Annotated in this window: 26 protein-coding genes; 11 read left to right on the top strand and 15 right to left on the bottom strand. The window is 72.4% G+C overall.

Annotated features, from left to right (window positions below; genetic code table 11):
* Window positions 1-97: 97 nt before the first annotated feature.
* From DVA86_RS17835 to DVA86_RS17820, 4 genes are all read right to left on the bottom strand, one after another.
* The gene (locus tag DVA86_RS17835; protein WP_208879595.1) at window positions 98-1,117 is read right to left on the bottom strand and encodes a zinc-dependent alcohol dehydrogenase; all 1,020 of its coding nucleotides are present in this window, start codon (window positions 1,115-1,117) and stop codon (window positions 98-100) included.
* Entirely contained in the window at window positions 1,114-2,277 is a 1,164-nt protein-coding gene (locus DVA86_RS17830; protein WP_208879594.1) for a mandelate racemase/muconate lactonizing enzyme family protein, read from the bottom strand. The genes DVA86_RS17835 and DVA86_RS17830 overlap by 4 nt, the downstream gene beginning before the upstream one ends.
* Before the next feature lie 203 nt (window positions 2,278-2,480).
* The gene (locus tag DVA86_RS17825; RefSeq protein ID WP_208879592.1) at window positions 2,481-3,713 is read right to left on the bottom strand and encodes a PucR-like N-terminal domain-containing protein; all 1,233 of its coding nucleotides are present in this window, start codon (window positions 3,711-3,713) and stop codon (window positions 2,481-2,483) included.
* Window positions 3,714-3,716: 3 nt separating this feature from the next.
* Complete coding sequence (locus DVA86_RS17820) at window positions 3,717-3,896, bottom strand: hypothetical protein (protein WP_208879590.1); 180 nt, start codon at window positions 3,894-3,896, stop codon at window positions 3,717-3,719.
* 197 nt (window positions 3,897-4,093) lie between these two features.
* On the opposite strand from DVA86_RS17820, the gene pgfA reads away from it, so the two are divergent.
* From pgfA to DVA86_RS36110, 7 genes are all read left to right on the top strand, one after another.
* Entirely contained in the window at window positions 4,094-5,071 is a 978-nt protein-coding gene (gene pgfA, locus DVA86_RS17815) for a cell envelope lipid trafficking protein PgfA (RefSeq protein WP_208879589.1), read from the top strand.
* A 183-nt stretch (window positions 5,072-5,254) separates the two neighbouring features.
* Window positions 5,255-6,580 carry a glycosyltransferase family 4 protein gene (locus DVA86_RS17810; protein WP_245996729.1) on the top strand — a complete coding sequence of 442 codons (1,326 nt, stop codon included), beginning with the start codon at window positions 5,255-5,257 and terminating at the stop codon, window positions 6,578-6,580.
* A gap of 6 nt (window positions 6,581-6,586) precedes the next feature.
* Window positions 6,587-7,315 (top strand): class I SAM-dependent methyltransferase, encoded by a 729-nt coding sequence (locus DVA86_RS17805; RefSeq protein ID WP_208879588.1) that lies wholly within the window; start codon window positions 6,587-6,589, stop codon window positions 7,313-7,315.
* A complete protein-coding gene (locus DVA86_RS17800; protein WP_208879587.1) occupies window positions 7,312-11,817 on the top strand; it encodes an alpha-(1->3)-arabinofuranosyltransferase domain-containing protein in 4,506 nt (1,501 codons plus the stop codon). Before DVA86_RS17805 ends, DVA86_RS17800 begins: the two co-directional genes overlap by 4 nt.
* Before the next feature lie 81 nt (window positions 11,818-11,898).
* The gene (locus DVA86_RS17795; protein WP_208879585.1) at window positions 11,899-13,206 is read left to right on the top strand and encodes a condensation protein; all 1,308 of its coding nucleotides are present in this window, start codon (window positions 11,899-11,901) and stop codon (window positions 13,204-13,206) included.
* Entirely contained in the window at window positions 13,203-13,949 is a 747-nt protein-coding gene (locus DVA86_RS17790) for a class I SAM-dependent methyltransferase (RefSeq protein WP_208879584.1), read from the top strand. Before DVA86_RS17795 ends, DVA86_RS17790 begins: the two co-directional genes overlap by 4 nt.
* Window positions 13,949-15,301 carry a DMT family transporter gene (locus tag DVA86_RS36110; protein WP_208879583.1) on the top strand — a complete coding sequence of 451 codons (1,353 nt, stop codon included), beginning with the start codon at window positions 13,949-13,951 and terminating at the stop codon, window positions 15,299-15,301. Before DVA86_RS17790 ends, DVA86_RS36110 begins: the two co-directional genes overlap by 1 nt.
* Before the next feature lie 81 nt (window positions 15,302-15,382).
* Here DVA86_RS36110 and DVA86_RS17780 read toward each other — a convergent pair whose 3' ends face one another.
* The gene (locus DVA86_RS17780; RefSeq protein ID WP_208879582.1) at window positions 15,383-16,078 is read right to left on the bottom strand and encodes a DNA-3-methyladenine glycosylase; all 696 of its coding nucleotides are present in this window, start codon (window positions 16,076-16,078) and stop codon (window positions 15,383-15,385) included.
* A gap of 108 nt (window positions 16,079-16,186) precedes the next feature.
* Between DVA86_RS17780 and DVA86_RS17775 the strand changes: the two genes are divergently transcribed.
* Entirely contained in the window at window positions 16,187-16,969 is a 783-nt protein-coding gene (locus DVA86_RS17775; protein ID WP_208879581.1) for a sporulation protein, read from the top strand.
* A 125-nt stretch (window positions 16,970-17,094) separates the two neighbouring features.
* Here DVA86_RS17775 and DVA86_RS17770 read toward each other — a convergent pair whose 3' ends face one another.
* Window positions 17,095-17,526, bottom strand: coding sequence for a barstar family protein (locus DVA86_RS17770; protein WP_208879580.1), 432 nt, complete (start codon window positions 17,524-17,526; stop codon window positions 17,095-17,097).
* Entirely contained in the window at window positions 17,523-17,681 is a 159-nt protein-coding gene (locus DVA86_RS36285) for a ribonuclease domain-containing protein (RefSeq protein ID WP_425470991.1), read from the bottom strand. The genes DVA86_RS17770 and DVA86_RS36285 overlap by 4 nt, the downstream gene beginning before the upstream one ends.
* Window positions 17,682-17,804: 123 nt before the next feature.
* On the opposite strand from DVA86_RS36285, the gene DVA86_RS17760 reads away from it, so the two are divergent.
* Both DVA86_RS17760 and DVA86_RS17755 read left to right on the top strand, forming a co-directional pair.
* On the top strand, window positions 17,805-18,344 hold the full coding sequence (locus DVA86_RS17760) for a YbhB/YbcL family Raf kinase inhibitor-like protein (RefSeq protein ID WP_208879579.1): 540 nt from the start codon (window positions 17,805-17,807) through the stop codon (window positions 18,342-18,344).
* 411 nt (window positions 18,345-18,755) lie between these two features.
* Window positions 18,756-19,325, top strand: a complete 570-nt coding sequence (locus DVA86_RS17755; RefSeq protein WP_208879578.1) for an HNH endonuclease — start codon at window positions 18,756-18,758, stop codon at window positions 19,323-19,325.
* Window positions 19,326-19,401: 76 nt separating this feature from the next.
* On the opposite strand, the gene DVA86_RS17750 is transcribed toward DVA86_RS17755, so the two are convergent.
* From DVA86_RS17750 to DVA86_RS17735, 4 genes are all read right to left on the bottom strand, one after another.
* Window positions 19,402-20,169, bottom strand: a complete 768-nt coding sequence (locus DVA86_RS17750; protein WP_208879577.1) for a sulfite exporter TauE/SafE family protein — start codon at window positions 20,167-20,169, stop codon at window positions 19,402-19,404.
* A 169-nt stretch (window positions 20,170-20,338) separates the two neighbouring features.
* Entirely contained in the window at window positions 20,339-21,277 is a 939-nt protein-coding gene (locus DVA86_RS17745) for an SPFH domain-containing protein (RefSeq protein ID WP_208879575.1), read from the bottom strand.
* Window positions 21,278-21,374: 97 nt separating this feature from the next.
* Window positions 21,375-21,797: an NfeD family protein gene (locus tag DVA86_RS17740; protein ID WP_208879574.1), complete on the bottom strand. Its 423-nt coding sequence runs from the start codon at window positions 21,795-21,797 to the stop codon at window positions 21,375-21,377.
* 21 nt (window positions 21,798-21,818) lie between these two features.
* Window positions 21,819-22,610 (bottom strand): ABC transporter ATP-binding protein, encoded by a 792-nt coding sequence (locus tag DVA86_RS17735; protein WP_208879572.1) that lies wholly within the window; start codon window positions 22,608-22,610, stop codon window positions 21,819-21,821.
* Window positions 22,611-22,730: 120 nt separating this feature from the next.
* Here DVA86_RS17735 and DVA86_RS17730 point away from each other — a divergent pair, with 120 nt between their 5' ends.
* Window positions 22,731-23,564: a hypothetical protein gene (locus tag DVA86_RS17730; protein ID WP_208879571.1), complete on the top strand. Its 834-nt coding sequence runs from the start codon at window positions 22,731-22,733 to the stop codon at window positions 23,562-23,564.
* A 126-nt stretch (window positions 23,565-23,690) separates the two neighbouring features.
* On the opposite strand, the gene DVA86_RS17725 is transcribed toward DVA86_RS17730, so the two are convergent.
* The 4 genes from DVA86_RS17725 to DVA86_RS17710 all read right to left on the bottom strand — a co-directional run bounded on the left by DVA86_RS17725 (window position 23,691) and on the right by DVA86_RS17710 (window position 26,332).
* Window positions 23,691-23,957, bottom strand: coding sequence for a chaplin (locus DVA86_RS17725; protein ID WP_208879570.1), 267 nt, complete (start codon window positions 23,955-23,957; stop codon window positions 23,691-23,693).
* Between the two features lie 218 nt (window positions 23,958-24,175).
* Entirely contained in the window at window positions 24,176-24,418 is a 243-nt protein-coding gene (locus tag DVA86_RS17720; protein WP_208884824.1) for a chaplin, read from the bottom strand.
* Between the two features lie 137 nt (window positions 24,419-24,555).
* Window positions 24,556-25,200 carry a response regulator gene (locus DVA86_RS17715; RefSeq protein WP_208879568.1) on the bottom strand — a complete coding sequence of 215 codons (645 nt, stop codon included), beginning with the start codon at window positions 25,198-25,200 and terminating at the stop codon, window positions 24,556-24,558.
* Window positions 25,193-26,332, bottom strand: a complete 1,140-nt coding sequence (locus DVA86_RS17710) for a GAF domain-containing sensor histidine kinase (RefSeq protein ID WP_425470851.1) — start codon at window positions 26,330-26,332, stop codon at window positions 25,193-25,195. The genes DVA86_RS17715 and DVA86_RS17710 overlap by 8 nt, the downstream gene beginning before the upstream one ends.
* Window positions 26,333-26,389: the final 57 nt, after the last annotated feature.

The following is a 26,389-nucleotide window of genomic DNA, read 5'->3' as shown; positions in this document are numbered from 1 at the left end:
GCTCGGAGGCGGGATCGAACAGGGGACGCGTTCGGTATTTCGGACATCGTTCGCGACATGGCGCGCAGAAAGGCACCGGCGCGTGCCGGCCGTACGTCTAGGGCGTGAGCAGCACCTTCCCGACCGCCGGGTCACCGCTCCCGACGAGGCCGATCGCCTCGCCGAAGCCGGTCAGCGGCAGTTCGTGGGTGATCAGCGGCGCGGGGTCGAGCAGCCCGGCGGCCAGCGCCCGTACGGCGAAGGACCAGGCGGACGACGGTGCGCCGAACACGGACCGAATCGTGAGCTGGCTGACCGCGAGATGGACCGGATCGATCCCCTCCGCGCCTGGCTCGAACATGCCGGTGAGCACCGTACGTCCGCCCCGCCGCGCGAGCAGGCACGCGTCCTGCGCGGTGCTGGGCGCGCCCGCCGTCTCGACCACGAGGTCGAAGCGGCCGCGTACGGCGCGGCTCTCCTCCGGCGTACGGATCCGGTCGGCGCCCATGGCCAGCGCCTGTTCGGCGCGGCTCACGCGCGGGTCCACGACCAGCAGTTCGCCCGGCGAGTACGCCGCGAGCAGCTGTACGGCGAGCAGCCCGAGCGTGCCCGCGCCGACCACCGCGACCCGGTCACCGATCCGCGGCTCCCCCGCGAGCACCGCGGCGGCGCTCACGGCGGCCGGCTCCAGCAGCGCCGCGGCGCGCAGATCGGTGTCGTCCGGCAGCGGGTGCAGCAGCCGGGCCGGGGCGAGCAGGAAGTCGGCGAAGGCGCCCGGGCGCGTGAAGCCCGTCTCGTCGTACGCGCTGGTGCACAGGCTCGTCGTCCCCTCCCGGCACCGGTCGCAGGCCAGGCAGGGGCGGATGCCCTCGCCGACCGTCTTGCGGCCGACCAGCGCGGGCGCGACGCCCTCGCCCACCGCGTCGACGGTGCCGGACCACTCGTGGCCGGGGGTGACGGGGTAGCGGACGTACTCCGGCTGCCGCGTGCCGTCGTACACCTCGCGGTCACTGCCGCAGATCCCGGCCGCGTGTACGGCGATCCGCGCCTCGCCGGGCCCGGGTTCCGGCCGCGGGCCGGTGAGCAGGCGGTGCTCGCCTGGCCTGTCGATGACGATCGCTCGGGCGGGTGGAGTCACTTCTGGCCTGCCTTGTCGGGGTCACGTTTCTCCCAGCCTTCGGCCCACAGGTCGAACCGGGCCTGCTGCTGGGGGAATTCTGCCGCCGCGTCGGTGTCCAGTTCGACCCCGAGGCCGGGTGCGTCGGGCAGGGTGAAGTAGCCGTCCACGACCTGGGGCGCGCCCTTGACGACGTTCTTGATCTCGGCGTCCGCGAAGTCGTTGAAGTGCTCCAGGATCTTGAAGTTGGGGGTGCAGGCCGCGAGTTGGAGGGAGGCGGCGGTGAGCACGGAGCCGCCGACGTTGTGCGGGGCGATCAGCATGTAGTGGGTCTCGGCGGTGGCGGCGAGCTTGCGTGCCTCGAGGATGCCGCCGATGTGGCCCAGGTCGGGCTGGATGATGTCGGCGGCGCCGGACGCGAAGAGTTCGCGGAACTCGATACGGTCGTGGATGCGTTCACCGGTGGCGATGGGCTGGTCGACCTTGGCGGCGACCTTCGCGAGCGCGGCGAGGTTCTCCGGCGGCACCGGCTCCTCCAGCCAGGCGGGTGCGTACGGCGCCATCTCCTTGGCCAGCCGTACGGCCGTGGCGGGGCTGAACCGGCCGTGCATCTCCAGCATCAGTTCGCACTCGGGCCCGATGGCGTCGCGTACGGCCTCGATGAGCGCGACGGCCTGGACGGTCTCCTGGTGGCCGAGTTCGAGGTGGCCGGTGCCGAACGGGTCGATCTTCAGGGCGCGGTAGCCGCGGGCGGTCACGGCGCGGGCGGCCTCGTGGTACGCCTCCGGGGTGCGCTCGGTGGTGTACCAGCCGTTGGCGTACGCCTTCACGCGGTCGTGGACCTTGCCGCCGAGCAGCTGCCAGACGGGTACGCCGAGCGCCTTGCCCTTGATGTCCCAGCAGGCCATCTCCACACAGGCGATGCCGGACATCACGATCTCCCCGGCGCGCCCGAAGTCGCCGTACTTCATGCGGCGCACCAGGTCCTCGGTCGCGAACGGGTCGGAGCCCTCGACGTGGTGGGGCACCGCCTCGCGCAGATAGCCGAGGAGGGCATCGGTGTGGCCCGTCATCCGGGTCTCGCCGACGCCGGTGAGACCTTCGTCCGTGTGCACCTGGACGTAGGTGAGATTGCGCCAGGGCGTTCCGACGACATGAGTGCTGATACCGGTGATACGCACGGCAGGCGGCCCCTCCGTTATGTGTTTCCGCTGTCTACGCTGCTCCCGCAGTGTTGTTCGCAGTTTCGAACGTCGTTCGAAATGCTGACGTGAACGTAGAACGCGCGGTGCGCGACCGTCAATGGTCCGGACAACACGGGAAGGTCACGCCCCGGGCGACGCCCCGGGTGACACCCCGGCGTACGTTCCCCGGGACGCGCGGTTCAGCCCTGCCGGGCGGGGCCGAACTCGCCCTTCAGGCGCATCGTGCGGAGCGCCAGCTCCAGTTCGAAGCGGCTGTCGGGATCGTCGATGTCCGCGCCCCACAGCTCGCGTATCTGGCGCAGCCGGTAGCGCACGGTCTGCGGGTGTACGCCGAGCCGGCTCGCCACCTCGGGGGCGCCGCCGCGTGTTTCCAGCCACGCGAGCAGCGTCTCGGCCAGCCGCCGGCCGTGTGTCGGCCCGCAGGAGAGGAGGGGTGCGAGCCGGCGGCGGGCGAGATCGCCGATCAGTTCCTGGGGCGGCAGCAGCACCAGCGCCTCGGTGTGCTCGGTGCACTGCAGGAGGCCGCCGCTGGGCAGCAGTCCGCGTTCCATCAGCCCGACCGCGGCCTGCGCCCAGTACAGCGACTTGGCCGCCTCCATCAGCGGCACCTGCGGGCCCATGGCCCCCGTCCAGCCCGCCGTGGCCCGCCGCAGCAGCTCCGCGCGCCCGGCCTCGTCGGGCTCGGGCACGACCATGCGCGGCTGGTCGTAGTCCATGTCGAGCAGGACCTCGTCGCTGACGGCGGGCGGTACGGCGGAACGCGCGGGGCGTACGAGCACGGCCACGCCGACCGTACGCGGCACCGTCCAGCCGATCCGCGCCGCGCGGTCGGCGAGGAGTTCGGTCAGGTCACCGGGCGCCCGGTGGTGTTCGGAGAGCAGCAGGTCGAGCAGCCGCCGCTGGAGCCGCAGCCGCTCGCCCGCGCGCCGGGCCGCGGCCTCGGCGTAGCCGCGTACGGACTCGGCCACCAGGCCGTCGAGGAACTGGAAGCCCGCGTCGCCGATCTCGTGCATCGCGGGCGCCGGGATCTCCATCCGCGTGCCGAGGTCCGCGAGGCGGCGCCAGGACATGCGGATGCCGAGCCGGTAGATGGCCTGCAGCGAGTCGAGGCTGCGGCCCTGGAGCGCCTCACCCCGGCCGAACTCCTGGAAGACCTGCGGCGGCACCCGCGGGGCGTCGAGCCCCTTGTCGAGGTGCTCCACGAAGTGTTCGAGGGCGCGGCGGATGCCGATGAGGGCCAGCGGCTCGCCGGACTCGTCGAGCACCAGCGGAAGCTCGGGGTACTCGCGCTTGATCTCGCTGAGGATGTCCTCGGCAAGCCCCGGCACCTCGGCGAGCGCACGCTCGGCGAACTGCCGTACGCGCAGTTGCGGCACGTCCTGCCAGGCAGAACGCACCGTGGTGGCCGGCACCGATCACTCCCCCGGCCCGGTCTCTGCGGGATCGGGCCCGGAGGGCGACGAGCCGAAGTGCACCAGCGGAACGTTGGGCTGCTCCGGCGTGGCATTGAGCGCGGCAACGATGCCGAGTGCTGCGCCGACCGCGAGTGCCGCGGCAACGACGCAGGTCAGGGCGGCTGCGATAAGTCTGTGCATGGCGCGGCAAACCTCTTTCCGTGAATGCGCACCGCCCCCGCCCCAGGGGCTGCTGGCTTAAGTTACTCGAGTGTCAAAGAAGCATTGACGCCGTGTCAAGGCGTCGCTTACGTTTCCGGCTCATACGAAGCCTTCACGGCCTCTTCCGAACGCGCACCGTTCCCCCGCAGCATCGCCTGACCTCCGGAGACCTCGCCATGCGTCGTTCTTGTTCACCGCTTTCGCTGGTCCTGCTGGGGCTCGGCGTCTTTCTGCTGGTGCTCGCGCCGATGCTGGCGTGGTACGTCGAGCCGCGTGCCAAACGCACGCCCATCGACATCAACTCCACGACGGTGCTCGCCGGCACGGGCAGCTACTTCGACCAGGAGGCGGTGGCCACCAAGAACGGCCAGAAGCTCACCGTGACCCGCCGGGTACTGGGCAACGTCGCGGAGAGCGAGAAGCACGACGTCGCCGTCTGGGACGTGTCGCAGACCATCGACAACCCCAAGACGCTCAAGCTCAACGACCCGCGCAAGTCGTTCCAGTGGACGACCGAGCGGTGGGTGACCGACCGGAAGACCAACCGCCCGGTGCACTGCTGCGACGAGGCGCCGACGCGCTTCGCCGGCGACGCGTACCTGAAGTTCCCCTTCGACATGGAGGAGCGCGGCTACACCTGGTGGGACGCCACCCTCGGGGACACCGTGCCGCTGAGCTACAAGGGCCGCCAGAAGGTCGCGGGCTACGAGGGCCTGCGCTACACCGGAGCGGTGAAGGAGCAGGTCAAGGTGGGTGCGCGACAGGTACCCGGCGTCCTCGTGGGCGAGAAGGACCGCGGCCAGGTGAACGCCGAGGAGTGGTACTCCAACGAGAAGATCGACATCACCGTCGACGAGCGCACCGGCCGCATCCTGCGCGTCAGCATCGCCCCGCGGATGGTCCTGCGGGCGCCCGGCGGCGAGCGGGACAAGGTGACCCTGCTCCAGAGTGACAAACTCGAGTTCACCAAGAAGACCCAGCGCGAGCAGGTCGATCTGGCCAGGGCCGACAGCGACAAGCTGGAACTGGTCGGCGAAACCGCCCCGGTGGGGAGCGCCGCCGCCGGCGGACTGCTGGCCGTCGGGGGTGGGTTCCTCGTCGTACGTGGCCGGAACCGGCCGGTCGGACAGGGCGCGGGCGGGAGCGCAATGTGATGAAGACTCAGCCCTGCCGGTGCCGGAAATTATCACTCCGGTGAGTAGCCCCGTTCATGGGGTGAGCGAACACTGAGCTATCCACAGCGCATCCCGCCCCGGATCCGCCCCCTGTACGAGCCCGACGCACCCCCCGCGCACGAGCCCCGTTCGAACCGCACTCTCAGACGAGTTGGAGCGCAGATGCCCCAGCACGTACGACCGTCGCTGGTCCCCCCACGCAGCGCGACCCCCCACGCGCCCGCCGCCGACGCCACCGCCGCCGCCACCCCCACAAGCGGCACCGTCACGACGGGCAACACCGTCAACACAGCCATCGCAACCCACACCGGCACCACCGGGACCACCAGCACCACCAGCACCACCAGCACCACCAGCAGCAGCGCCGCGCGTGCGTGGCGCAGTACGGAACCGGAGCCTCCAAGACGCATCGTGTTCCTGGCCCGGCGCGACCTCGGCAACCCGGCCGCGGGCGGCTCCGAGCTGCTCGTCGACCGGATAGCCGACGGGCTGACCGCACAGGGCCACCAGGTCACCCTGCTGTGCGGCGGCCCGGCCGCGTACCGCGACTACCGTGTCGTCTCCGCCGGCGGCGACGCCGACCACTTCCTGCGGGCCCGCCGCGCGTTCGCCCGCCAGGTCGGCGACTGCGACCTGCTGGTCGAGGTCTCCAACGGCATGCCGTATCTCGCCCCGCTCTGGCACCGCGGCCCGACCGTGTGCCTGGTCAACCACGTGCACACGGACCTGTGGGGCATGCGCTACCCGGCGCCCGCCGCACGCCTCGGCCGCCGCCTGGAGCACTGGGCGCTCGCCAGCAACCACCGCAGCAACCTCAAGATCGCCGTGTCCGGCTCCACCGCCGAGGCGCTGGCCGGGCTCGGGGTGCCGCGGGACGAGATACGCATCGTCTACAACGGCGTCGAGGACCCCGGGCCGCTCGTGCCCAAGGCACCCGAGCCGCTGTTCCTCGCGATGGGCAGGCTCGTCGAGTACAAGCGCATCGACCTGCTGCTGCGGCTCTGGGAACGCGTACGTCCCGTCACCGGCGGCCGGCTCGTCATCGTCGGCGACGGCCCCGAGCGGGCCCGCCTGGAGGCGATGGCCGGTCCCGGCGTGGTCTTCACCGGGCACGTCAGCGAGGCCGAGAAGCACCGGCTGCTCTGCCAGGCGTGGCTGCTGCTGCACCCGTCGATGGTCGAGGGGTGGGGCCTGGTCGTCACGGAGGCCGCCGCCCGCGGCACGCCCGCCGTCGGCTTCGACATACCCGGCCTGCGCGACTCCGTGGAGGACGGCCGTACGGGCCTGCTGGCGCGCGGCGAGAGCTCGTTCGCCGCGCACTGGTGCTCCGTGGCGCTGTCCGCGCAGCGCCGCGAGGCGCTGGGCCGCGCCGCCGAACTGCGGGCCAGACGCTTCCGGTGGGCCAACACCGTACGCAGCTTCCGTGCGGTCGCGACCGAGGCGTACGCACGTGCGGCCACCCCCGCCCTGAGCCGGAAGCGAGGCTGACACGGCGTGCGCGACCCCTCGTTCAGAAGATCCCTCGCTCTCTTCCGGGCCTTCATGCGGGAGCAGACCGAGCCCGAGCAGTGCTACGGACTGCTCGCCCGGGACGCCGCCCAGCAGGTCGAGCAGTACCAGCCGCTGAAGGGAACGACCGTCGTCGACATCGGCGGCGGAAGCGGGCACTTCACCGAGGAGTTCCGCCGCCGCGGCGCCCAGAGCTTCCTCTTCGAACCCGACATGAGCGAGCTGCTGGCGGGCGGCCGGCGGCCCGAGGGCGCGGTCCTCGCCGACGGCTACCTGCTGCCGCTCGCCGACGGCACGGCCGACGTGTGCTTCTCCTCCAACGTGCTGGAGCACGTCGCCGACCCGCAGACCTTCCTCTCCGAGATGGTCCGCGTCACCCGCCCCGGCGGGCTGATCTACGTGTCGTTCACCAACTGGTACTCGCCCTGGGGCGGTCACGAGACCGCCCCCTGGCACTACTTCGGTGCCGAGCGCGCCCGCGCCCGCTACCGCAGGCGCACAGGCCGCGAGGCCAAGCACACCCTCGGCGAGAACCTCTTCGCCGTGCACATCGGCCCCACACTCCGCCAGGTACGCGCCCGCGACGACGTGGAGGTCCTCTCCGCGCGCTCGCGCTACTGGCCGTTCCTGCCAGGTGCGATCACCCGCGTGCCGGGCCTCCGCGAATTCGCCACCTGGAACCTCCTCCTCATCCTCCGGCGGTGCCCACAATGACCACGAGCGCAATCAGCCCGCCCGCCCCGGCGGGCCCGGGAAGGCCACAGCACGCCAGGACGGCAGCGCTGCCTCCCCCGGACGACCGGCCGCGCGGCAGGCGCTGGCTGCTCGCCGCCTGGCTGACCGTGCTCGTCGGCTTCCTCGCGTCCTCGCCGGGCAAGATGACGTTCGAGACGAAGCTCGGGGTCGCCACCGACCCCTGGCGCTTCCTCGGCGATCTCGGCGAGCTCTGGCACAACCAGGCGGGCTTCGGCGGCATCGCCGACCAGTACATCGGCTACGCCTTCCCGATGCTGCCGTACTACGCGCTGACCGACCTGCTCCAGATCCCCACCTGGCTCGCCGAACGGCTGTGGCTGTCCCTCGTCGTGACGGCCGCGTTCTGGGGCGCGCTGCGGCTGGCGGAGCGGTTCGGCATCGGCACCTCCCGCTCCCGGCTGCTCGGCGCCGCCGTGTACGCGCTGTGGCCGACGTTCACCATCGTCATCGGCTCCACCTCGGCCGCCGCCCTGCCGGGCGCCGTACTGCCGTGGGTGATCCTGCCGTTGACGTCCGTCACGGCGTCGCCGCGTGTGGCGGCCGCCCGTTCGGCGCTGATCATCCCGTTCATGGGCGGCGTGAACGCGGCGTCGACGCTGGCGTCGCTGCTGACCGTCGGGCTGTACGTGCTCAGCCGTACGGGCCGCAGGCGCCGTACGCTCATCGCCTGGTGGACCCCGGGCGTCATCCTGGCGACCCTCTGGTGGGTCGTACCGCTGCTGCTGCTCGGCATCTACGGCGAGGACTTCATGCCGTACGTCGAGCAGGCCGACACCACCACCGGCACCATGTCCGCCACCGAGATGCTGCGCGGCGCCGGCAACTGGACCGCGTACCTCAACTACGGCGAGCCCTGGCTGCCCGCCGGCTGGGCGCTGGCCACCGGGGTGCTGGCCATCCTCGCCAGCTGCGCCGCCGCGGCCGTCGGGCTGGCCGGGCTGGCGCGCCGCGACCTGCCCGAGCGGCGCTGGCTGGTGCTGACCGCCGTGACCGTCACCGCGATCATGCTGGCGGGGTACGCGGGCGGGCTGGGCGGCCCGTTCGCCGGCACGGTGCAGGACTGGCTGGACGGCTCGCTGCGGCCGTTCCGCAACATCTACAAGTTCCAGCCGGGGCTGGCGCTCGCGCTCGCCTTCGGCCTGTGCCACGTCGTCGGGCGGCTGGCGACGGCGGAGCGCACGCGTACGTTCCGCGGCCGGCGGTACATACCGGTGGTGGCCGCCGTGCTGCTGCTGCCGGGGCTGGCGGTGCCGTACCTCAAGGGCGACATCATGCAGCCCGGCGCGTTCGAGAAGCTGCCCAGGCACTGGGAGCAGACGGCGGACTGGCTGGAGAAGAACTCCCCCGACACCCGGGCGTACGTCACTCCCTCCACCGCCCACGGCATCTACACCTGGGGCTCCCCGATCGACCAGCCGCTCGACGTGCTCGCCGAATCACCGTGGGCGCAGCGGGACTTCGTGCCCTTCGGCACGCCCGGCAACCGCCGCGCGCTGGACGCCGTGGAGCAGGCGCTGAAGTCCGGCGGCGAAGTGCCGGGCCTGTCCGACTTCCTGGCCCGCTCGGGGCTGTACAACGTGGTCGTACGGAACGACCTGGACCCCGGCGAGGTCGGCTACGTGCCGCCGGAGACGGTGAAGCGCACCCTGGAGGCGTCCGGCTACCGCAAGGTGGAAGGCTTCGGGCCGAAGATCACCGGCGGCACCATCCCGGCGAACACCCCCGTCGACGTGGTGGGGCTGTACCCGCAGCCGCAGGCCGTGGAGATCTACGAGCCCGCGGACACCGAGCGCCCCGGGCAGGTGACCGCGAAGGCGGCCGCCGACACGGCCGTGGTCAGCGGCGGCCCCGAGTCGCTGCTCCCGCTCGCCGCCGATCCCCGGCTGGCGGGCCGGCCCACCGTGCTGGCCGGCGACAAGCACCCGGGCATCACCAGCCCGGCCCTCAAGGTGCAGGCCGACGGGCTGCGCCGGGCGGACACCCGCTTCGGGCTGCTCACCAACAACACCTCCGCGACGTACGGGGCGAAGGAGCGGAACCACCCGGACAGCGTGCAGGACCCGGGTGAGGAACCGAAGCAGATCCTCCCGACCGAGGGCACCGAGCACCAGACGACCGCCACGCTGCGCGGAGCGAAGTCGGTGACGGCGTCCAGCAGCGGCAACTGGCTGTTCCACCTGCCGCAGTTCGAGCCGGTCAACGCCTTCGACGGCAACCCGGACACCGGCTGGGCCGAGGGCAGCGCCGGTGAACCGGACGGGCAGTGGCTGCGTATCGCCTTCGACAACCCGACCGACATCCCGGAGAAGCTGAACGTCACGCCGCTCCCCGGTGACCAGGTACGGGCGGTACCGACCGAGGTGCGCGTCGAGACCGACCAGGGCAGCGCGCGGAGCCCGCTGCAGCCGAACGGCTCGCAGCAGGAGATCAAGGCGCCCAAGGGCGTGGCGAAGTGGCTGAAGGTCACCATCACCGGGACCGAGAGCGCGCAGCCGGGCCTGACCGGGGCGGGCTTCTCGGAGATCTCCATTCCGGACGTGCAGGTCACCAAGCTGCTGAAGCTCCCGGAGGACGGGGCAGCCGGCCGGGAAGGCGGCGAGGGCGGCAGCGAACTGGTGTCGTTGCACCGCGAGAGCGACCCGGGCGGCCTCATGTCGACGTCCTCGGAGGTGGGGCTGCACCGGCAGTTCGACACCACCGGCTCGGACGACTTCGCGGTGACCGGGCAGGCGCTGCCGGTGCCCGGCGACGAACTGGACGACGTACTCGACAAGGTGGCCCCCGGCTCCCGTGACCGGCTGGTCGCGACCGCCGACTCCACGAGCCGGTTCGGCGTCGAGACCAGTCCGCGCAGCCTCGTCGACAAGAACCTGACCACCTCGTGGATCGCGGGCAACGCGCCCACCGTCCATCTGAGCTGGCCGGAGAAGCGGAAGATCAGCGAGGTCGTACTGGCCGGGGCGGGCGGCATCACGGCGGCCCCCACCGAGGTGCGGATCAGCTCCGACGACGGCGCCGTGACGACGGCCGTCGACCAGAACGGCTGGGCGCGCTTCGAGGAGATGGAGACCGACTCGCTCGACATCACCATCACCGACACCGAACAGAAGACGGTGCACAACCCGTTCGCCGACAAGGCCCTGCAACTCCCGGCCGGGCTCAGCGAGATCCATATCCCGGAGCTGGACGACCTGCGGGCGCCGGCCGCCGACCCGGACGAGGAGTTCACGCTGCCCTGCGGCCAGGGCCCGGTGCTCGCGGTCGACGGCAAGCTGCACGCCACGAAGGCGTCCGGCAAGGTCAGGGACCTCACCGAACGGCGCCCCGTCGACGTCGAACTGTGCGCGGGCGACGAGAAGGACGGCACGCTGGCACTCAACAGCGGCCGCCACTCGGTGGAGGCGGGCGACGAAGGCCCGCTGGCGATCACCGACCTCACGCTGGCCCGCGGTGAGAACGCGGCGCCGGGCGGCTCGTCCGGCGCCGCCTCCGCGGCGCCGTCCGCCGGCGACGCCCGCGAGGTCTCGCCCGAGGACTGGCTCGGCGACCGCCGCTCGGTGCGCGTCGGCGACGGCGAGGCGGCGTACCTCCAGACGTACGAGAACGTCAACGACGGCTGGAAGGCCACCCTCGACGGCAAGGAGCTGACGCCGCTGCGGATCGACGGCTGGCAGCAGGGCTTCCTCGTGCCGGAGGGCGCGAGTGGCGTCGTCGAGCTCGAGTACGAGCCCGCGCGCTGGTACGAGGGCGGGCTGATCGCCGGGGGCGTCGGCATCCTGGCGCTCCTCGGACTCGCGTTCGTACGCCGCCGCGCGGGCACACCGCTCGGCACCGACGACGGTGAAGTCCCGGCGCCGGGCTGGGTGCTGGGCGTGCTCGCCCTGACGCTGGTCGTGGCGTTCGTCGCGGGACCGTACGCGCTGGTCGTGCCGGCGCTCGCGGTGCTGGCACGCGTACGGCCCGGACTGCTCGTGCCGACCGCGCTGCTGGCCATGGCGGCCGCGGGCGTCGCCGCCGCCATCGGGGCGGGCACGGGCAGCGGAATCGGCGAGGGCGAGGGCGCGTTCGGGCGCGTGGCACAGGCGCTGGCGCTGCTCGCGCTGTCGGCCGCGCTGGTCACGCTGCCGGGCAGGACGGAAGAGCCGGAGTCCGAGCCGGACACGGGGACGTACGGGCCCCGGCCGCCGGAGTTCGACGATCCGGCGCAGCCCCGGCCGGTGGTCGGACCCGTACTGTCAGGACGGGGCCCGGCCGGGCCCGTCGGGCCGCCCGGACAGCCCGGACAGCCCGGACAGCCCGGACAGGGCACAGCGCCGACGGACCCGCCGACGCAGCAACTGCCGTCGCTGCCGCAGCGGCACGGGGGCCCGCCGCCGGGACCGCCCGGGGCGCAGCAGCCCGGCCCGTCCGGGCAGTCCGGGCAGGAGCCGCCGGAGAAGGGGGAGGAAGCCGGTCGATGACGGCACCACAGAAGGGTTTCGACGGCACGGCCCCGGCGGGCGACCGCCCGCCGGGTGACGGCGCCGTGGCAGCCACCGACGGTGCGGGGCCGCACCACCCCGAAGCGGCCCCCGCCGCGGACACCACCTCCGCCGGCACCGCCACACTCAGCGCCGGCGGGCCGGACGGCACAGGCGCGGGAACAGGCGCGGGAGCGGACGCGGGCGCGGGAGCAGGCGCCGACCCGCTGGTGGCACCGGCGGTACGAGTGGGAGCTGACCGACGGGCCGGACACCGACCCCGTCTCGTACCCCGGCGGCACGCTGGAGGAGGGCCGCCGGCGCGCGCTCGCCGAGTGCCCGCCGCTGGACACCTCGCCGCCCATCCGGATCGAGGTCGTCGAGCACGACGACGGCAGCGGCGCGTGGGTGCTGCTCGTCACGATCAACCACACCGCGCTGGACGGCCCCGCCTGCCTGCGGGTGCTGGCCACGGCCGCCGAACTGTACGGCGGCGCCGACAACTCCCCCGCGCCCCCGCCCGTACGCACCGGCGCCGGCGTCCCGGACGCGCCGCCGCCCAGCCCCGCCACCTCGCCCTGGACGCGCCCCGCGCGCATCGCCGCCGACACCCGGCACCCGGGCGCGCCCGGCAACGGCATGCTCATCGCCGACCTGCCCGTGCCCGCCCGGCCGCCGCGGACCGGCGGCGTCGCCCCGTACACCGTCAACGACCAGCTGCTGGTGGCCACCTGGATCATGTCCGCCCGCTGGAACCGGATGCACGAGCAGGCGCCCAGGCCCGTACGGATCACCATGCCGGTGGACGACCGGCCGCGCACCGCGGACATGCCGATCGGCAACGGCACGCGCCTGGTCGAGGTCACCTTCGGCAGCGAGGAACGCGAGCTGCACGACACGCTCACCGCGCCGGGCGCACCCGACAAGGACGCGGTCGCCCGGCTGCTGCGCGTCACCGCCGCCCGTACGCGCGCGCTGAAGCAGGCCGACCGGCCGCAACTCGGCTTCAGCGGCGACCTGCTGACCACGCCCTGGCTGCCCGTCGGGCTGCGCGCGGCGTACACGCGGGCGCTGCGGGACGGCGCCGGGCCGTGGGCGTCGACGACGCTGCTGTCCAACATCGGCCGTGTCCCGTACCCGCTGGACTTCGGTGACGCGGGCCGCGCCACGGCCGTCTGGTTCTCGGCGCCCGGCCGTTCGCCGCGCGGCCTCTCCGTGACCACCGTGTCCACGGGCGGCCGGCTGCAGCTCGCGCTGCGCTGGTCGCACGCGCGGCTGGACGACGCGGCGGGGCACCTGCTGGGCGAACTGTTCACCCGCGCGCTGGAGTCCACCTCGTACGAACCGGAAGCGGACGCGGGAGCGGGAGCGGGAGGTGCGGACGGATGACGCGTACGACGACGGGCGCGGGCGCCGGGGCCGGCAAGCGCCCCGCGCAGCTGCGCGACCTGTACGAGGACCCGGACACCCCCGTCGCCTCCGGCCCCGACCGCAGCCGGCGCCAGGCGGCGATCCTGGCGCGCGCCCTGGGCTCCGTGCCGCAGACCGTGCTCGACGTCGGCTGCGGCGACGGATCGGCGGCGGCCACCGCGGCGGAGACCCTGTCGCAGCACCGGATGATCGGCGTCGACTGGTCGCAGGACGCGCTGCGGCGCGCCAACCGGCACCTGACGGCCGTACGCGGTGAACTCACCGACCCCGGGCTGCCGTTCGCCGACGGCGTCGCCGACGCCGTCCTCTTCAGCGAGGTCATCGAGCACCTGGTGGACCCCGACTCCGCCCTCGACGAGCTGCACCGCGTGCTGCGCCCCGGCGGGCACCTGCTGCTCTCCACACCCAACCTCGCCGCCTGGTACAACCGCGGGCTGATCCTCGCCGGCGTCCAGCCGGTCTTCTCCGAGGTCAGCCTGCGGGGCATCCACGGCAGGCCCGGCTCCCAAGTGGTGGGCCACCTGCGGCTGTACACCGCGCGGGCACTGCGCTCGCTGCTGCCCGCCGCGGGCTTCGAGGTCGTACGGATCACGGGCGCGCCGTACCACGACGTGCCCCGCCCGCTGCGCCCGCTGGACCGGCTCGCCTGCCGGGCGCCCTCCCTGGCCTCGATCCTGCTCGTCCACGCCCGGCGGCTCTGATGGTGTGGGGCGTCGCGGCGGCTCTGCTGGCCAACGTCCTCTTCAGCGCGGGCTTCGTGATCGAGAAGCGGGCGCTCTCCTCGCTGCCCCCGCTGTCCGCCGGGCGCCCGGCGGAGGTCGTGTTCGCGCTGCTGCGCAGCCCGCTGTGGATCGTGGGCGCCGCCTCCCTGCTGCTCGGCTTCGCCGCGCAGCTCGCCGTCTACCGCACGCTGCCGCTCATCGCGGCGCAGGGGCTGTTCGTCACCGGGCTCGTGATGCTCCTGCTGCTCTCCGCGTACTTCCTCGGGGAGAAGCCCACCGGACGCGAACGCCAGAGCATGGTGGCGATCGTGATCGCCCTGGTGATGATCGTGTTCTCGCTGCGCGGCAGCACGGAGCAGATCAGCAGGCTGGCGCCCGCGCCCGTCATGCTGCTGATCTGCGTGCCGTCGCTGGCGGTGGGCCTGGGCACGTTCTTCGCGGCGGAGCGCCGCTCGAAGCGGCGGCACAGGCTGCCGACGGCGGGCGTCCCGTACGGCGTCGCGGTGGGCTTCCTGTACGGCGTCAGCTCCCTGGCCATCAAGGGCGTTGCCGGGCTGCTCGACCTCGGTGACCTCGGCGGGACCGCGGGCGCCATCCTGACCTCGCCGTACCCGTACCTGCTGATGGTCACCGGCTCGACGGGCCTCGTCCTGTCCCAGACGGCGCTCCAGCGCTGCCGCGCGTCGCTGATCGTGCCGGTGTGCACGACGGTGACGTTCCTGTACACGGTGGTGAGCGGCACGGTCGCGTTCAGCGAGCCGCTGCCGGACGAGCCGCTGCGGTTCGCGCTGCGGGTGGGCGGAGCGGCGCTGGCCGTCTCGGTGCTGCTTGCGCTGCCGCGCCACGACGAGCAGACGGGCACGGAAGGCGCGGAGGGCCCGGCAGAGGCGACCGACACAGCGGAGGCGGCCAACACCGGGGCGGACGCGCCGCGGGAGCCCGAGGCAGCCACCCCCGGCACCCCCGACACCTCCGGTGCCCCGGCCGCCTCCGACGCGGACCCCGAGGCCGGGCCCCGCATCGTCGGCCGCCCCCTCTCGGCGGCGGGCCCGACCGCGCCCGCGCTCCTCGCTGTGTGTTGTTCTTCAAAGGAACCCATACCCCCCACAAAAACAGGGGGCGGGGTATCAACATATCTGGCGTTGACTTTTAGCACGCTGTTGAGTTCTCAAAGAACGGACGCTTCCATCGGGCCCGTTTCACCGGGACCCTCCGGGCGCTCCCCTTCGTGTTTCCACTACGTTAACCGCTTCCCCGCCCGATTCAAAATCGAGTTTCTCGGGGAGATTTTTCGGCATGCCGAAAAGCCCCCGGCTGGGATTCGTCGATAGTGGTTGGCCGCTCTGGGCTGGTCTCACGCGGCCTTGCGGCCAGCGTGACGATCCGCCCACTTTCCAGCGGCTCGGTCAACGTTAGGCCTCGGCCCGGCCGGAGTCAAGTCCCGCCTTCCGACGCCTGGGTTGGTGTGGCCGGTAAGGGCTCACCGTCGGGTCGCCGTCGAGCCAGTAGCGCCACGGGTTGGCCGCGCCCTCGCCGCCGACACCCGTGCGCGGGCCCGTCCGTATCGTCCCCGTGACCACCGGGTGACCTGTGAGGACGCGCAGCTCCCCGGTGCCCTCCGGCCCGCACACTTCCGCGCCGTCCAGGGCGCGGTCCACGCCCAGGGCCGTGGCGAGGCGGGCAGGCCCCTTGGCCAGTTCTGTGTCCTTGCGCGCCTTCGGGCGGCGCTCCCGCGCGAGCTCCGCGCCCTTGAGGATCTCGCCGCCGCGCAGCAGCACACCGCTCGCGTGGCCCTCGGACCCGCAGACGAGGTTGAGGTTCCACCACATCCCGTAGATGAAGTAGACGTACGCGTGCCCCGGCGGCCCGAACATCGACGCGTTGCGCCGCGTCCTGCCGCGGAACGCGTGCGAGCCGGGGTCGATCTCCCCCGCGTACGCCTCGACTTCCGTGAGCCGCAGCTCGATCGGGCCGTCGGCCGTCATCCGTACGAGTACGCGCCCGAGGAGGTCCGGAGCGACCTCGAGGACGGGGCGGTCGAAGAAGGAGTGCGGCAGCGGGATACGGCTATCGTCATTGCCGCGCGTACGGTCTCGGCCATCGATCATGCCGTCGGAGCCTAGTGGAACGGTGGAACCGCGGGCGGGGCTGTGGCGTTTGTTACGGGCAAGGTGTCACCGCAGGGCGATACAGGGCCGATCCTGGAGAGGAAGAGCATGGGCTTCAAGAAGCTGCTTGCGAGCGTGGGCGCCGGGGGCGCTTCGGTCGAGACGGTGCTGACCGAGCCGAACGTGGTTCCGGGCGGCGTCGTGCAGGGCGAGGTGCGGATCCAGGGCGGGTCCGTCGCTCAGCAGATCGAAGGACTGTCCGTGGGTCTCCAGGCACAGGTCGAGGTGGAGAGCCAGGACAACGAGTTCAAGCAGAACATCGTCTTCAACAAGCAGCAGCTGGGCGGTGCCTTCGAGGTGCAGCCGGGCGCCGTGCACGCGGTGCAGTTCGGCCTGGAGATCCCGTGGGAGACGCCGATCACGTCGTTCATGGGGCGGCAGCTCACGGGGATGAACATCGGGGTGGTGACGGAGCTCGAGATCGCCCGTGCCGTGGACTCCGGTGACCTCGACCCGGTGAACGTGCACCCGCTGCCCGCGCAGCAGGCGCTGCTCGACGCGTTCGGGGCGCTCGGCTTCCGCTTCAAGAGCGCGGACATGGAGAAGGGGCACATCCGCGGCACGCGGCAGCGGCTCCCCTTCTACCAGGAGATCGAGTTCTTTGCGCCCGAGCAGTACCGCGGGCTGAACGCCGTGGAGCTGAGCTTCGTCGCGGACGACCGGGAGATGGACGTCGTCCTGGAGATGGACAAGAAGCCGGGGCTGTTCAGCGAGGGCAGCGACTCGTACCGCTCGTTCACCATGGGCCTCAACACCTTCCAGGACACCGACTGGGCGGCCTACCTCAACCAGTGGCTGGCGGAGGTCGGCGGCAAGCGCAACTGGTTCTGAGCGCGGCCGGCCCGCCGCCGGGGCATGTGGCGTACGTACGACGGACGGGGTCCGCTTCTTCTGGGAGCGGGCCCCGTCCGTCGTTGCGCGGTACGCGGTCGGGCGCGGTACGCGGTCGGGCGCGGTCAGCCGAGGAGCGTGGCAAGCGGCGCGTCCCGGACCGCCCAGTACCCGACCGCCGCCGCGAAGACACCGGCCGCGTGCTCGGCGGCCTCGGGTGCGGCACGCTCGAAGTCCGGCCAGCCGCTGGTGAGCACCAGATAGCCGTTCGGCTCGCCCCACCAGGAGAGGTCGGTGAGGCAGTCGGCAAGGGCGTCCCAGTTGCGTCCGAACCAGTCCGGGAGCTCGAGGCCGGAGGCGCAGGCGTCGAGGAACCCCGCCTTGTCGGTGACGCCGCCCAGATCCAGTACGGCCGCCTGCCAGTTCTCTGCCTGGGCCTGGAGCAGGGCTTCCGGTCCCACCGAAGGCACCCGGTAGACGCCGGGCGGCACCGTGCCGTCGAAGATGCCGCTCAGGCCGTCGTCGGGGAGTTCTGGCAGTTGCACAGGGCTGGTCACGATTGCACCACCGCTTTGAAGGTCTCGTAGTGGTCACTGAGGTAAGAGCGTTCGTCGCATCCGCCGCCTTCGCCGGCGACGTGCCGTCCGGTGCCGCGGCTGTCGGAGCCCGGGGCGGTGACGGCGTACTCCCGGTAATACCCGCGGTTCCGCAGCGGCAGCCGCCGTTGCGGGTGCGGGCAGTGTCTTGCCTAGCACTCAGCCATGCTGTCAGCCCGGCGCTGCGACGCTCGTTAGGCTGGCCGGTGCAGCGATTCGCACGACGAGGAGGACCCGACGTGACCGAGCAGAAGCGGCGCCCGCTCCCGCACGACTTCCACCCGGAGGTGCCCGCGTTCACCGTGGTGAGCGACGATGTGACGGAGGGCCGGGAGCTGCCGTCCGCCCAGGTGTACGCGGAGGGGAACACCTCTCCGCACCTCCGCTGGGAGGGGTTCCCGGCGGAGACGAAAAGCTTTGCGGTGACGTGCTTCGACCCGGACGCGCCGACCGGCTCCGGCTTCTGGCACTGGTCGGTGTTCGACATCCCGGCCGGCGTGACGGAGCTGCCCGCGGGTGCGGGCTCGGGCGACATGAAGGGCCTGCCCGAGGGTGCCGTGCACGTACGGAACGACTTCGGCACCCGTGACTTCGGCGGCGCCGCGCCGCCGCCCGGGGACGGCCCGCACCGCTACGTGTTCACCGTGTACGCGGTGGACGCCGACACGCTCGGGCCGGACGCGGACGCGTCTCCCGCTGTCGTCGGGTTCAATCTGCGCTTCAAGACGCTGGCGCGTGCGCAGCTGATCGGCGAGTACGAGGTGCGGGCCGAGGGCTGAGCCACCCGGCGGGCGGTGCGTGCCGTACGGGAGGTGCGTTCCGTACGGGCGGCGCGGGCGGGCGTACAAATTCCGTTGCGCCGCCCGTGGCGCCCCGCGCATGGTGTGCGTCGGGCAGTCGGCACCGCTGACGCGGGGACGGCGAGGGCGCTCGTGTCTGCGCCCCCTGTCCGCCGGAGTCCGGCCGGGGGTCGGACGGCCGCGCCGACTGCCCTTCGCGTTCTCTCCCTCTCCCTTTCGCGCCTCTTTCCTTTCCTGCTTCGCGCACTCTTCATTCCGCTGCCGTACGGCGGTTCCGCGGCTGTCACGTGCCGTACGGCAGGGGGAAATTGCGTTGTCCACCTGATCAGGCGGCGGCACAGTGGAGCCACCTCGTCAGCCGGACGGGGACGGACCGGGGAGGTGGAGGGGATGCGCGAGACGCTCGTCCTCAACGCGAGCTTTGAGCCGCTGTCGACGGTGTCGCTGCGGCGCGCGGTGGTGCTTGTCATGCAGGACAAGGCCGTCGTCGAGCACGCACACTCCGGGCTGCGGGTGCGGGCCGCGAGCATCGACCTTCCGGTGCCGCTCGTGATCAGACTCTGCAGATTCGTGAGGGTGCCGTTCCGACAACGCGCGCCGTGGTCGCGGCGCGGTGTCCTCATACGGGACCAGCACCGGTGCGCGTACTGCGGGCGCCGGGCGACCACGGTGGACCATGTCGTTCCGCGTTCGCACGGCGGCGGCGACACGTGGCTGAACACGGTCGCGGCCTGTGCGTCGGACAACCACCGCAAGGCGGACCGTACGCCCGCGCAGGCGGGGATGCGGCTGCTGACCCGGCCGTTCGAGCCGACGCCGGCCGACGCGCTGCTGCTGGCGCTGCGGCTGCGGGACGGGGCCCGCGGGGACGGCCGCGACAGCGGGAGCGGCGCGGAGCCGCTGCCGGAGTGGCTGACGGTGACGGCGCCGAAGGCGTCCGCACCGGCGCCGGCGGCGTGAGCCGTACGGCGTGACCAGAGCAGCGTGACCAGGGCGGCGGGGGCGGGTGGCCCCCGCCGCTTCCTGCGTCAGCGCGTCAGCGCATCAGCAGCTGGACGATCGCGGCGATGCCGACGGCGACGATGACGGCCCGCAGCACGGTCGGCGGCAGCTTCCGCCCTATCTTGGCGCCGACCACGCCGCCGACCGCCGAGCCGGACGCGATCAGCAGTACGGCCGTCCAGTCGAACTCGGCGACGAACAGGAAGAAGACGGCGGCGGCTCCGTTGACGACCGCGCCGAGGATGTTCTTGACGGCGTTGATGCGCTGCAGGTCCTCGTGCAGCAGGAGGCCCATGAGGGCGATGTAGATGACGCCCTGGGCCGCGCCGAAGTAGCCGCCGTACGCGCTGGACAGGGCGATGCCTCCGAGCAGCACCGGGCCGCCGTGCGGGCGGGGCGTGCTGCCGTTCCGTTCGCGCCGGTTCTGCACCGCCTTGGCCAGCCGGGGCTGGACGATGACGAGGATCAGCGCGAGGCCGATCAGCACCGGAACGATCAGATCGAACGCGCTGGACGGCAGCGTGACCAGCAGCGCGGCGCCGGCCATCCCCCCGCACAGCGCGACGCCGCCGAGCCGCAGCACGCGGCCGCGCTGCCCGGCGAGTTCGCGGCGGTAGCCGATGGCGCCGCTGACGGAGCCGGGGACGAGCCCGAGCGCGTTGGAGACGTTCGCGGTGACGGGCGGCAGTCCCACCGCGAGCAGCACCGGGAAGGTGATCAGGGTCCCGGAGCCCACGATGGTGTTCATCCCGCCTGCGACGATGCCCGCCGCGCAAACGGCCACGGCCTCCCAGATGCCCACGCGTCAACGCCCCTCGGATGGTTCGGTGCCCAATGCAGCGAATCATGCCCGAGGGGCGTACGGGACGCGCAGCCGGGGGCCCGGCCCTGGTCTGTCCGCGCTGGTCAGCCGGTTGTGTCAGCCTGCTCTGTCAGTCGGCGGTGTCAGTCGGCGGTGTCAGCGCGATGTGTCAGTCCGCCTTGGTGAGGCCGCCGCCGCTGTTGCCGCCCGCGCTGTTGCCGCCACCGCCGCCGCCCGGCCGGAAGCCGTCGAGGGCGCCGCCGAGGCCCTTGAGCGCGTCGCCGATCTCGCTGGGCACGATCCAGAGCTTGTTGGCGTCGCCCTCGGCGATCTTCGGCAGCATCTGCAGGTACTGGTACGACAGGAGCTTCTGGTCCGGGTCCCCCGCGTGGATGGACTCGAAGACCGTACGGATCGCCTGCGCCTCGCCCTCGGCGCGCAGCGCGGCCGACTTGGACTCGCCCTCGGCCCGCAGGATCGCGGACTGCTTCTCGCCCTCGGCGGTCAGGATGGCGGACTGCCGGACGCCCTCGGCCTGGAGGATCGCGGCGCGCTTGTCGCGGTCGGCGCGCATCTGCTTCTCCATCGAGTCCTGGATGGAGGTCGGCGGCTCGATGGCCTTCAGCTCGACGCGGTTGACGCGGATGCCCCACTTGCCGGTGGCCTCGTCGAGGACGCCGCGCAGGGCTGCGTTGATCTCCTCGCGGGAGGTCAGGGTCCGCTCGAGGTCCATGCCGCCGATGATGTTGCGCAGGGTGGTGACGGTGAGCTGCTCGATCGCCTGGATGTAGCTGGCGACCTCGTACGTGGCGGCGCGGGCGTCGGTCACCTGGTAGTAGATGACCGTGTCGATGTTCACGACCAGGTTGTCCTGCGTGATCACCGGCTGCGGCGGGAACGGCACGACCTGCTCGCGGAGGTCCACGCGGTTCCGGATGGTGTCGATGAACGGCACGACGATGTTCAGGCCGGCGTTCAGCGTCCGCGTGTAGCGCCCGAAGCGTTCGACGATGGCGGCGCTCGCCTGCGGGATGACCTGGATCGTCTTGATGAGTGCGACGAATACCAGCGCCACCAGGATGATCAGAACAATGATGATGGCGTCCATGGCCAAGCCCCCTGCAGGTGGATGAAGCTTCGTTGTGGCGGTTCGCTGCGTGCGGCCGCTGCGCAAGAACCCTGTGTTGTCCGGCCGTTACCGGCTATCACATCACGACAGCCGTCGCACCGTCGATCTCGGCTACGTCGACCTTGCTGCCCGGCTCGTAGGCCACTTCGGGATCGAGTGACCGCGCCGACCAGACCTCGCCGGCCAGCTTGATCCGGCCGCCCTGACCGTCCACCCGCTCCAGGACGGTCGCCTGCCGTCCCTGCAGCGCGTCGACGCCGCTGCGCATCTGGGGCAGTTGGGCGGCCGAGCGCTTGGCCAGCGGCCGTACGACGAGGATGAGCGCGGTCGAGACGATCGCGAAGACGGCGACCTGGACGACCGGCCCGCCACCGAGTCCGGCCGTGCCCGCCGCTGCGACGGCGCCCACCGCGAACATGCCGAATTCGGGCATGGCGGTGAGTACGAGAGGGATTCCCAGCCCTGCGGCGGCGACCAGCCACCAGACCCATGCGTCCACGCCTCCATGGTAGGCGCGAGATCAGCTCAGCGGCAGACCCTGAGCGGACCAGCGGTCGCCTCTCTGCTCCACAACCAGCGGCAGGCCAAAGCAGAGTGAGAGATTCCGCGAGGTCAGCTCGGTCTCCACGGGCCCGGCCGCGAGCACCTTGCCCTGCCGGATCATCAGCACGTGTGTGAAGCCCGGCGGGATCTCCTCGACGTGGTGCGTCACCATCACCATCGAGGGCGCGTACGGGTCGCGGGCGAGCCGCCCCAGCCGCCGCACGAGGTCCTCCCGGCCGCCCAGATCCAGGCCGGCCGCCGGCTCGTCCAGGAGCAGCAGTTCGGGGTCGGTCATCATGGCGCGTGCGATCAGCGTCCGCTTGCGCTCGCCCTCGGAGAGGGTGCCGAACTTCCGCTCCAGGTACTCGCTCATGCCCAGCCGGTCGAGGAACGCGAGGGCGCGGTCCTCGTCCACGGCGTCGTAACTCTCGTGCCAGTGCGCGGTCATGCCGTACGCGGCGGTGAGCACCGTCTCCAGTACGGACTGGCTGCGCGGCAGCTTGTCGGCGAGCGCCACGCCGGCCATGCCGATACGCGGGCGGAGTTCGAAGACGTCGACGCTGCCGAGCCGGTCGCCGAGGATGGTGGCGGTGCCGGTGCTGGGAAACAGATAACTGGACGCGATGTTGAGGAGGGTGGTCTTGCCGGCCCCGTTCGGGCCGAGGATCACCCACCGCTCACCCTCCTTGACCGACCAGGAGACGTCGTCCACCAGAGCACGGCCCTCGCGGACCACGGATACGTCCACCAGCTCCAGTACATCGCTCATGAGCGCGCGTCTCCCATTGCAGTCGCTGCCGTCGTCTGTGCCTGACGGCACAGTCCCCAGGGAAAACCTACGCCACAAGGTCGGCAGCGCGTTCCCTAGGCTGTTCCTTAGGCTGGGGTCATGCTGGAGGAACCACGTTCGGGGCGGCTGGCCGCCTGGGGAAACGCCCTGTTCGCCGGAGAGGTCTCACCCGACGAGGCGGCGGAACGGATCGTCGGTGACGACGACGTGCACCGGGTGGCAGGGCTGCCCGACGGCGAGGGCCGGGAAGAACCGCCCGCCGGGCTGACGCTGGCGCTCGGGCGGCTGCGCACGCTGGGCGCGCGCGGGCTGCGGGTGGCGCTGCCCGCGCCGGGGCATCCGCTGGGGCTGAGCGGGCCGCCGGAGTTCAACTCGTGGGCGCTGGAGGCGGGTGAGGCCGTGCTCGCGGCCGGGACCGCGCTCGGCTTCGTACCGGAGACGCACGAGGCGGGTCCGGGCGGCGACGGCGTGCACCCGGACGACGTGCACACCGAGGTGGTGTGGCGCTGCCTGCCGATACGGGAGGCACCGCCCGCGGACGTGCCGTCGCTCGCCGAGGCGGAACGCGAGCTGGCGGAGGCGATGCGGGACACCACGGAGGTGCTGAACCGGCTGGACGTGGCCGGTTCGGGGCCTGTGGCCGACGCGGCGCTGGCGGCGTACCGGGCGCGGATGGAGGCGGGCCGCCGGCTGCTGGCACCGGGCTACCCGGCGCGGGCGGTGCGGGTGCTGGAACTGGCGCAGCGGGTCGGGGCGTTGGTCGCGATCGCGTACGACCGCGGCGGTGACGGGCGTGAGCACGGCGCGGCGGTGAGCGCGTCGGAGATCGCCGTACGGCAGGAGGCGCTGCGCCCGCTGGAGCGTACGGCGCGGCGGGCACAGGTGGCGGCGTACAACGCGTACGCGGAGGAGCTGGAGCGGGGGCTGCCGTAGCGGCGTACGGGCGCGTGCGGGGGCGTACGGGGGCCGTACGGGCCCGGACATGCAGGAGCCCCGCGGCCGGGTGGCCGCGGGGCCCGTCTGTCAGGGGATCTCGGTGAGATCAGAGCCTCGGTGAGATCAGAGGTTCGCGCACTGGTTCCCGAAGGTCGGGTTCAGCAGGCCGACCACGTCCACCGTGTTGGAGCACAGGTTCACCGGGATGTGCACCGGAACCTGCACCAGGTTGCCGGAGATCAGACCGGGCGAGCCCGCGGCGATGCCCTTCGCGTTGGCGCCGTCGATGCCGTGGCCGTGGCCGCCGGTGGCGAGAGCGGAGCCGGCCGAGGCACCAGCGGCGACACCAGCGGCGGCGAGGACCAGGACGGCCTTCTTCGCAGTCTTCATCGGGTTGTTCCTCCTGTGTGGTCAGCGGCTCCAGCAGCGGAGTCGCATGCTGAGCAACGTCCGACCGGCCGCCGCGGCACGGGCAGCGGTACGGATGCCCTCGTTCGGCGCACAGGAAGCGGGCACGCGGAGCCGTTTCACGGAGGCCCCGGCCCCGGCGGGGGGCGCCGGGGCCGGGGCGTCGGCTCACGCGGCGGGGCCGCCGCGTACCGCCGCCGTCAGTGGTTGACGCAGTTGTTGCCCCAGGCCGGGTTGAGCAGCCCGATCACGCTGACGGAGTTGCCGCAGGCGTTGACCGGCACGTGCACGGGCAGCTGCACGACGTTGCCCGAGGCGATGCCCGGCGAGTTCAGGGCGGTGCCCCGCGCGTTGGCGGAGGGTGCGTCGCTCGCGAGCGCCGAACCGGCGCCCGCGAGGATCAGCCCTCCGGTCGCGATCGTGACGGCGGCGATCTTCTTCATCTTCTGCACTTCTCAAACCCTCCTTGTGAGCAGCCGCGGCCTGTTCACCGCGGCACGCAGACAAGAACGTGATCACCGCCGTCGGGGATACGCCACGTGGGTGACATCCACCCGACAGAATGAATAGCTGGCCGGAGTCAACCGGTCAGACCGTGCCGTACGGCCCAAAGCGCCGCCTGCGTACGGTCCGCGAGGTCGAGCTTCATCAGGATGTTCGACACGTGCGTCTTGACGGTCTTCTCCGACAGCACCAGTGACCTGGCGATCTCCCGGTTCGAGCGGCCGTCCGCGATCAGCCCCAGCACCTCCCGTTCGCGGTCGGTGAGCGCCGGGCCGCGGCCCGTGCCGCCGCCGTCGCTGTCCGACAGGAGGGCGCCCGCCACCTCGGGCTGGAGCAGTACGTGTCCGGCGTGCACGGAGCGGATGGCGCCCGCGAGGGCGTCCGGGTCGACGTCCTTGTAGACGTAGCCGGCGGCGCCCGCCCGCAGCGCGGGGACGACCGTACGCTGCTCGGTGAAGCTGGTGACGACCAGGACGCGGGCGGGGTTCTCCAGCTCGCGCAGCCGCCGCAGCGCCTCGATGCCGTCGGTGCCGGGCATCTTGACGTCCATCAGGACCACGTCCGGGCGCAGCTCCTCGGCGCGGGCCACGCCCTCGTCGCCGTCGGACGCCTCCCCCACGACGGCGATGTCGTCCTGGATCTCGAGGAAGGTGCGCAGCCCGCGCCGCACCACCTGGTGGTCGTCCACCAGCAGAACCCTGATCGGCCCTGGCTCAGCCACCGGGCACCTCCATCTCGATCGCGGTGCCCTTGCCGGGCGCCGAGTCCACCGTCATACGGCCGCCGACGCCGCTCGCCCTGTCCCGCATCGACACCAGCCCCAGATGCCGCCCGGCCCGGCGCACCACCGACGGGTCGAACCCCGCGCCGTCGTCTGCCACCCGCAGGACGGCGCCCGTGCCCCGGCGCGTGAGCGTGACCTCGACGGAGCTCGCGGAGGCGTGCCTCAGCGCGTTGTGCAGCGCCTCCTGGGCCACCCGCAGCAGCGCCTCCTCCTGGGCGGACGGAAGGGCGCGTACGCCCTCGCAGACGAACGTCACGCGGGCCGCGTGCGCGCGGTCCAGCACCTGCGCCTGCGAGCGCAGGGCGGCGACCAGCCCGTCGTCGTCGAGCGCGGCGGGGCGTAGCTCCACGACGGCGGCGCGCAGCTCGTCGGAGGCCTCGGCGGCCAGCCGGGCGACCTCGTGCAGCTCGGTCTTGGCGCGGGCGGGATCGCGGTCCACGAGCGCGGTGGCGGCCTGGGCCGTGAGCCGCAGGGAGAACAGTTTCTGGGACACGGCGTCGTGCAGTTCGTGCGCGATACGGGCGCGCTCGCCGGCGATGGTCAGCTCGCGGCTGCGCTCGTACAGGCGGGCGTTGGTGAGGGCGATGGCGGCGTGCTCGGCGAGTACGTACAGCAGCTCCTCGTCGTCCTCGGTGAACCCGCACTCGCCGGACGGCTTCGCGCAGCGCTTGTTCGCGAGGAACAGCGCGCCGAGGATCTCGCCGTCGGCGGAGATCGGCATGCCCAGGAAGTCCGCCAGCTGCGGGTGGCTGGCGGGCCAGCCCTCGAAGCGCGGGTCGTCGCGTACGTCCGCGAGCCGCTGCGGGGTGCCCTCGTGCAGCATCGCGGCGAGGATCCCGTGCTGGCGGGGCAGCGGGCCGATGGCGCGCCACTGCGCGTCGCTCACGCCGTCCACGACGAACTGCGCGAAGCCGCCGTGGTCGTCGGGCACGCCGAGGGCCGCGTACTCGGCGTCGAGGAGCTGGCGCGCGGAGGCGACGATCGTCTGCAGCACGTCGCGCACCTGGAGGTGGCGGTTCATGGCGAGCAGGGCCGCGCTGACGGCGGCCAGCCCGGTGCGGGGGGCCATGCCGATCACGGTACCGGCGGGGGCGCGGCGGCGGATCGGGCCGGCGCCGCGCGGGGG

Origin of the sequence: Streptomyces armeniacus, assembly GCF_003355155.1 — a bacterium.
GTDB classification, from domain to species: Bacteria; Actinomycetota; Actinomycetes; order Streptomycetales; family Streptomycetaceae; genus Streptomyces; species Streptomyces armeniacus.
This window is presented reverse-complemented; position numbering and strand designations above follow the sequence as displayed.

Bases quoted from the DNA above. Each gene is read 5' to 3' on its own strand.
- DVA86_RS17820 (WP_208879590.1), bottom strand. From the start codon at position 3,896: ATGCACAGACTTATCGCAGCCGCCCTGACCTGCGTCGTTGCCGCGGCA.
- pgfA (WP_208879589.1), top strand. From the start codon at position 4,094: ATGCGTCGTTCTTGTTCACCGCTTTCGCTGGTCCTGCTGGGGCTCGGC.
- DVA86_RS17810 (WP_245996729.1), top strand. From the start codon at position 5,255: ATGCCCCAGCACGTACGACCGTCGCTGGTCCCCCCACGCAGCGCGACC.
- DVA86_RS17800 (WP_208879587.1), top strand. From the start codon at position 7,312: ATGACCACGAGCGCAATCAGCCCGCCCGCCCCGGCGGGCCCGGGAAGG.
- DVA86_RS17790 (WP_208879584.1), top strand. From the start codon at position 13,203: ATGACGCGTACGACGACGGGCGCGGGCGCCGGGGCCGGCAAGCGCCCC.
- DVA86_RS36110 (WP_208879583.1), top strand. From the start codon at position 13,949: ATGGTGTGGGGCGTCGCGGCGGCTCTGCTGGCCAACGTCCTCTTCAGC.
- DVA86_RS17780 (WP_208879582.1), bottom strand. From the start codon at position 16,078: ATGATCGATGGCCGAGACCGTACGCGCGGCAATGACGATAGCCGTATC.
- DVA86_RS17775 (WP_208879581.1), top strand. From the start codon at position 16,187: ATGGGCTTCAAGAAGCTGCTTGCGAGCGTGGGCGCCGGGGGCGCTTCG.
- DVA86_RS17755 (WP_208879578.1), top strand. From the start codon at position 18,756: ATGCGCGAGACGCTCGTCCTCAACGCGAGCTTTGAGCCGCTGTCGACG.
- DVA86_RS17745 (WP_208879575.1), bottom strand. From the start codon at position 21,277: ATGGACGCCATCATCATTGTTCTGATCATCCTGGTGGCGCTGGTATTC.
- DVA86_RS17735 (WP_208879572.1), bottom strand. From the start codon at position 22,610: ATGAGCGATGTACTGGAGCTGGTGGACGTATCCGTGGTCCGCGAGGGC.
- DVA86_RS17730 (WP_208879571.1), top strand. From the start codon at position 22,731: ATGCTGGAGGAACCACGTTCGGGGCGGCTGGCCGCCTGGGGAAACGCC.
- DVA86_RS17725 (WP_208879570.1), bottom strand. From the start codon at position 23,957: ATGAAGACTGCGAAGAAGGCCGTCCTGGTCCTCGCCGCCGCTGGTGTC.
- DVA86_RS17720 (WP_208884824.1), bottom strand. From the start codon at position 24,418: ATGAAGAAGATCGCCGCCGTCACGATCGCGACCGGAGGGCTGATCCTC.
- DVA86_RS17710 (WP_425470851.1), bottom strand. From the start codon at position 26,332: ATGGCCCCCCGCACCGGGCTGGCCGCCGTCAGCGCGGCCCTGCTCGCC.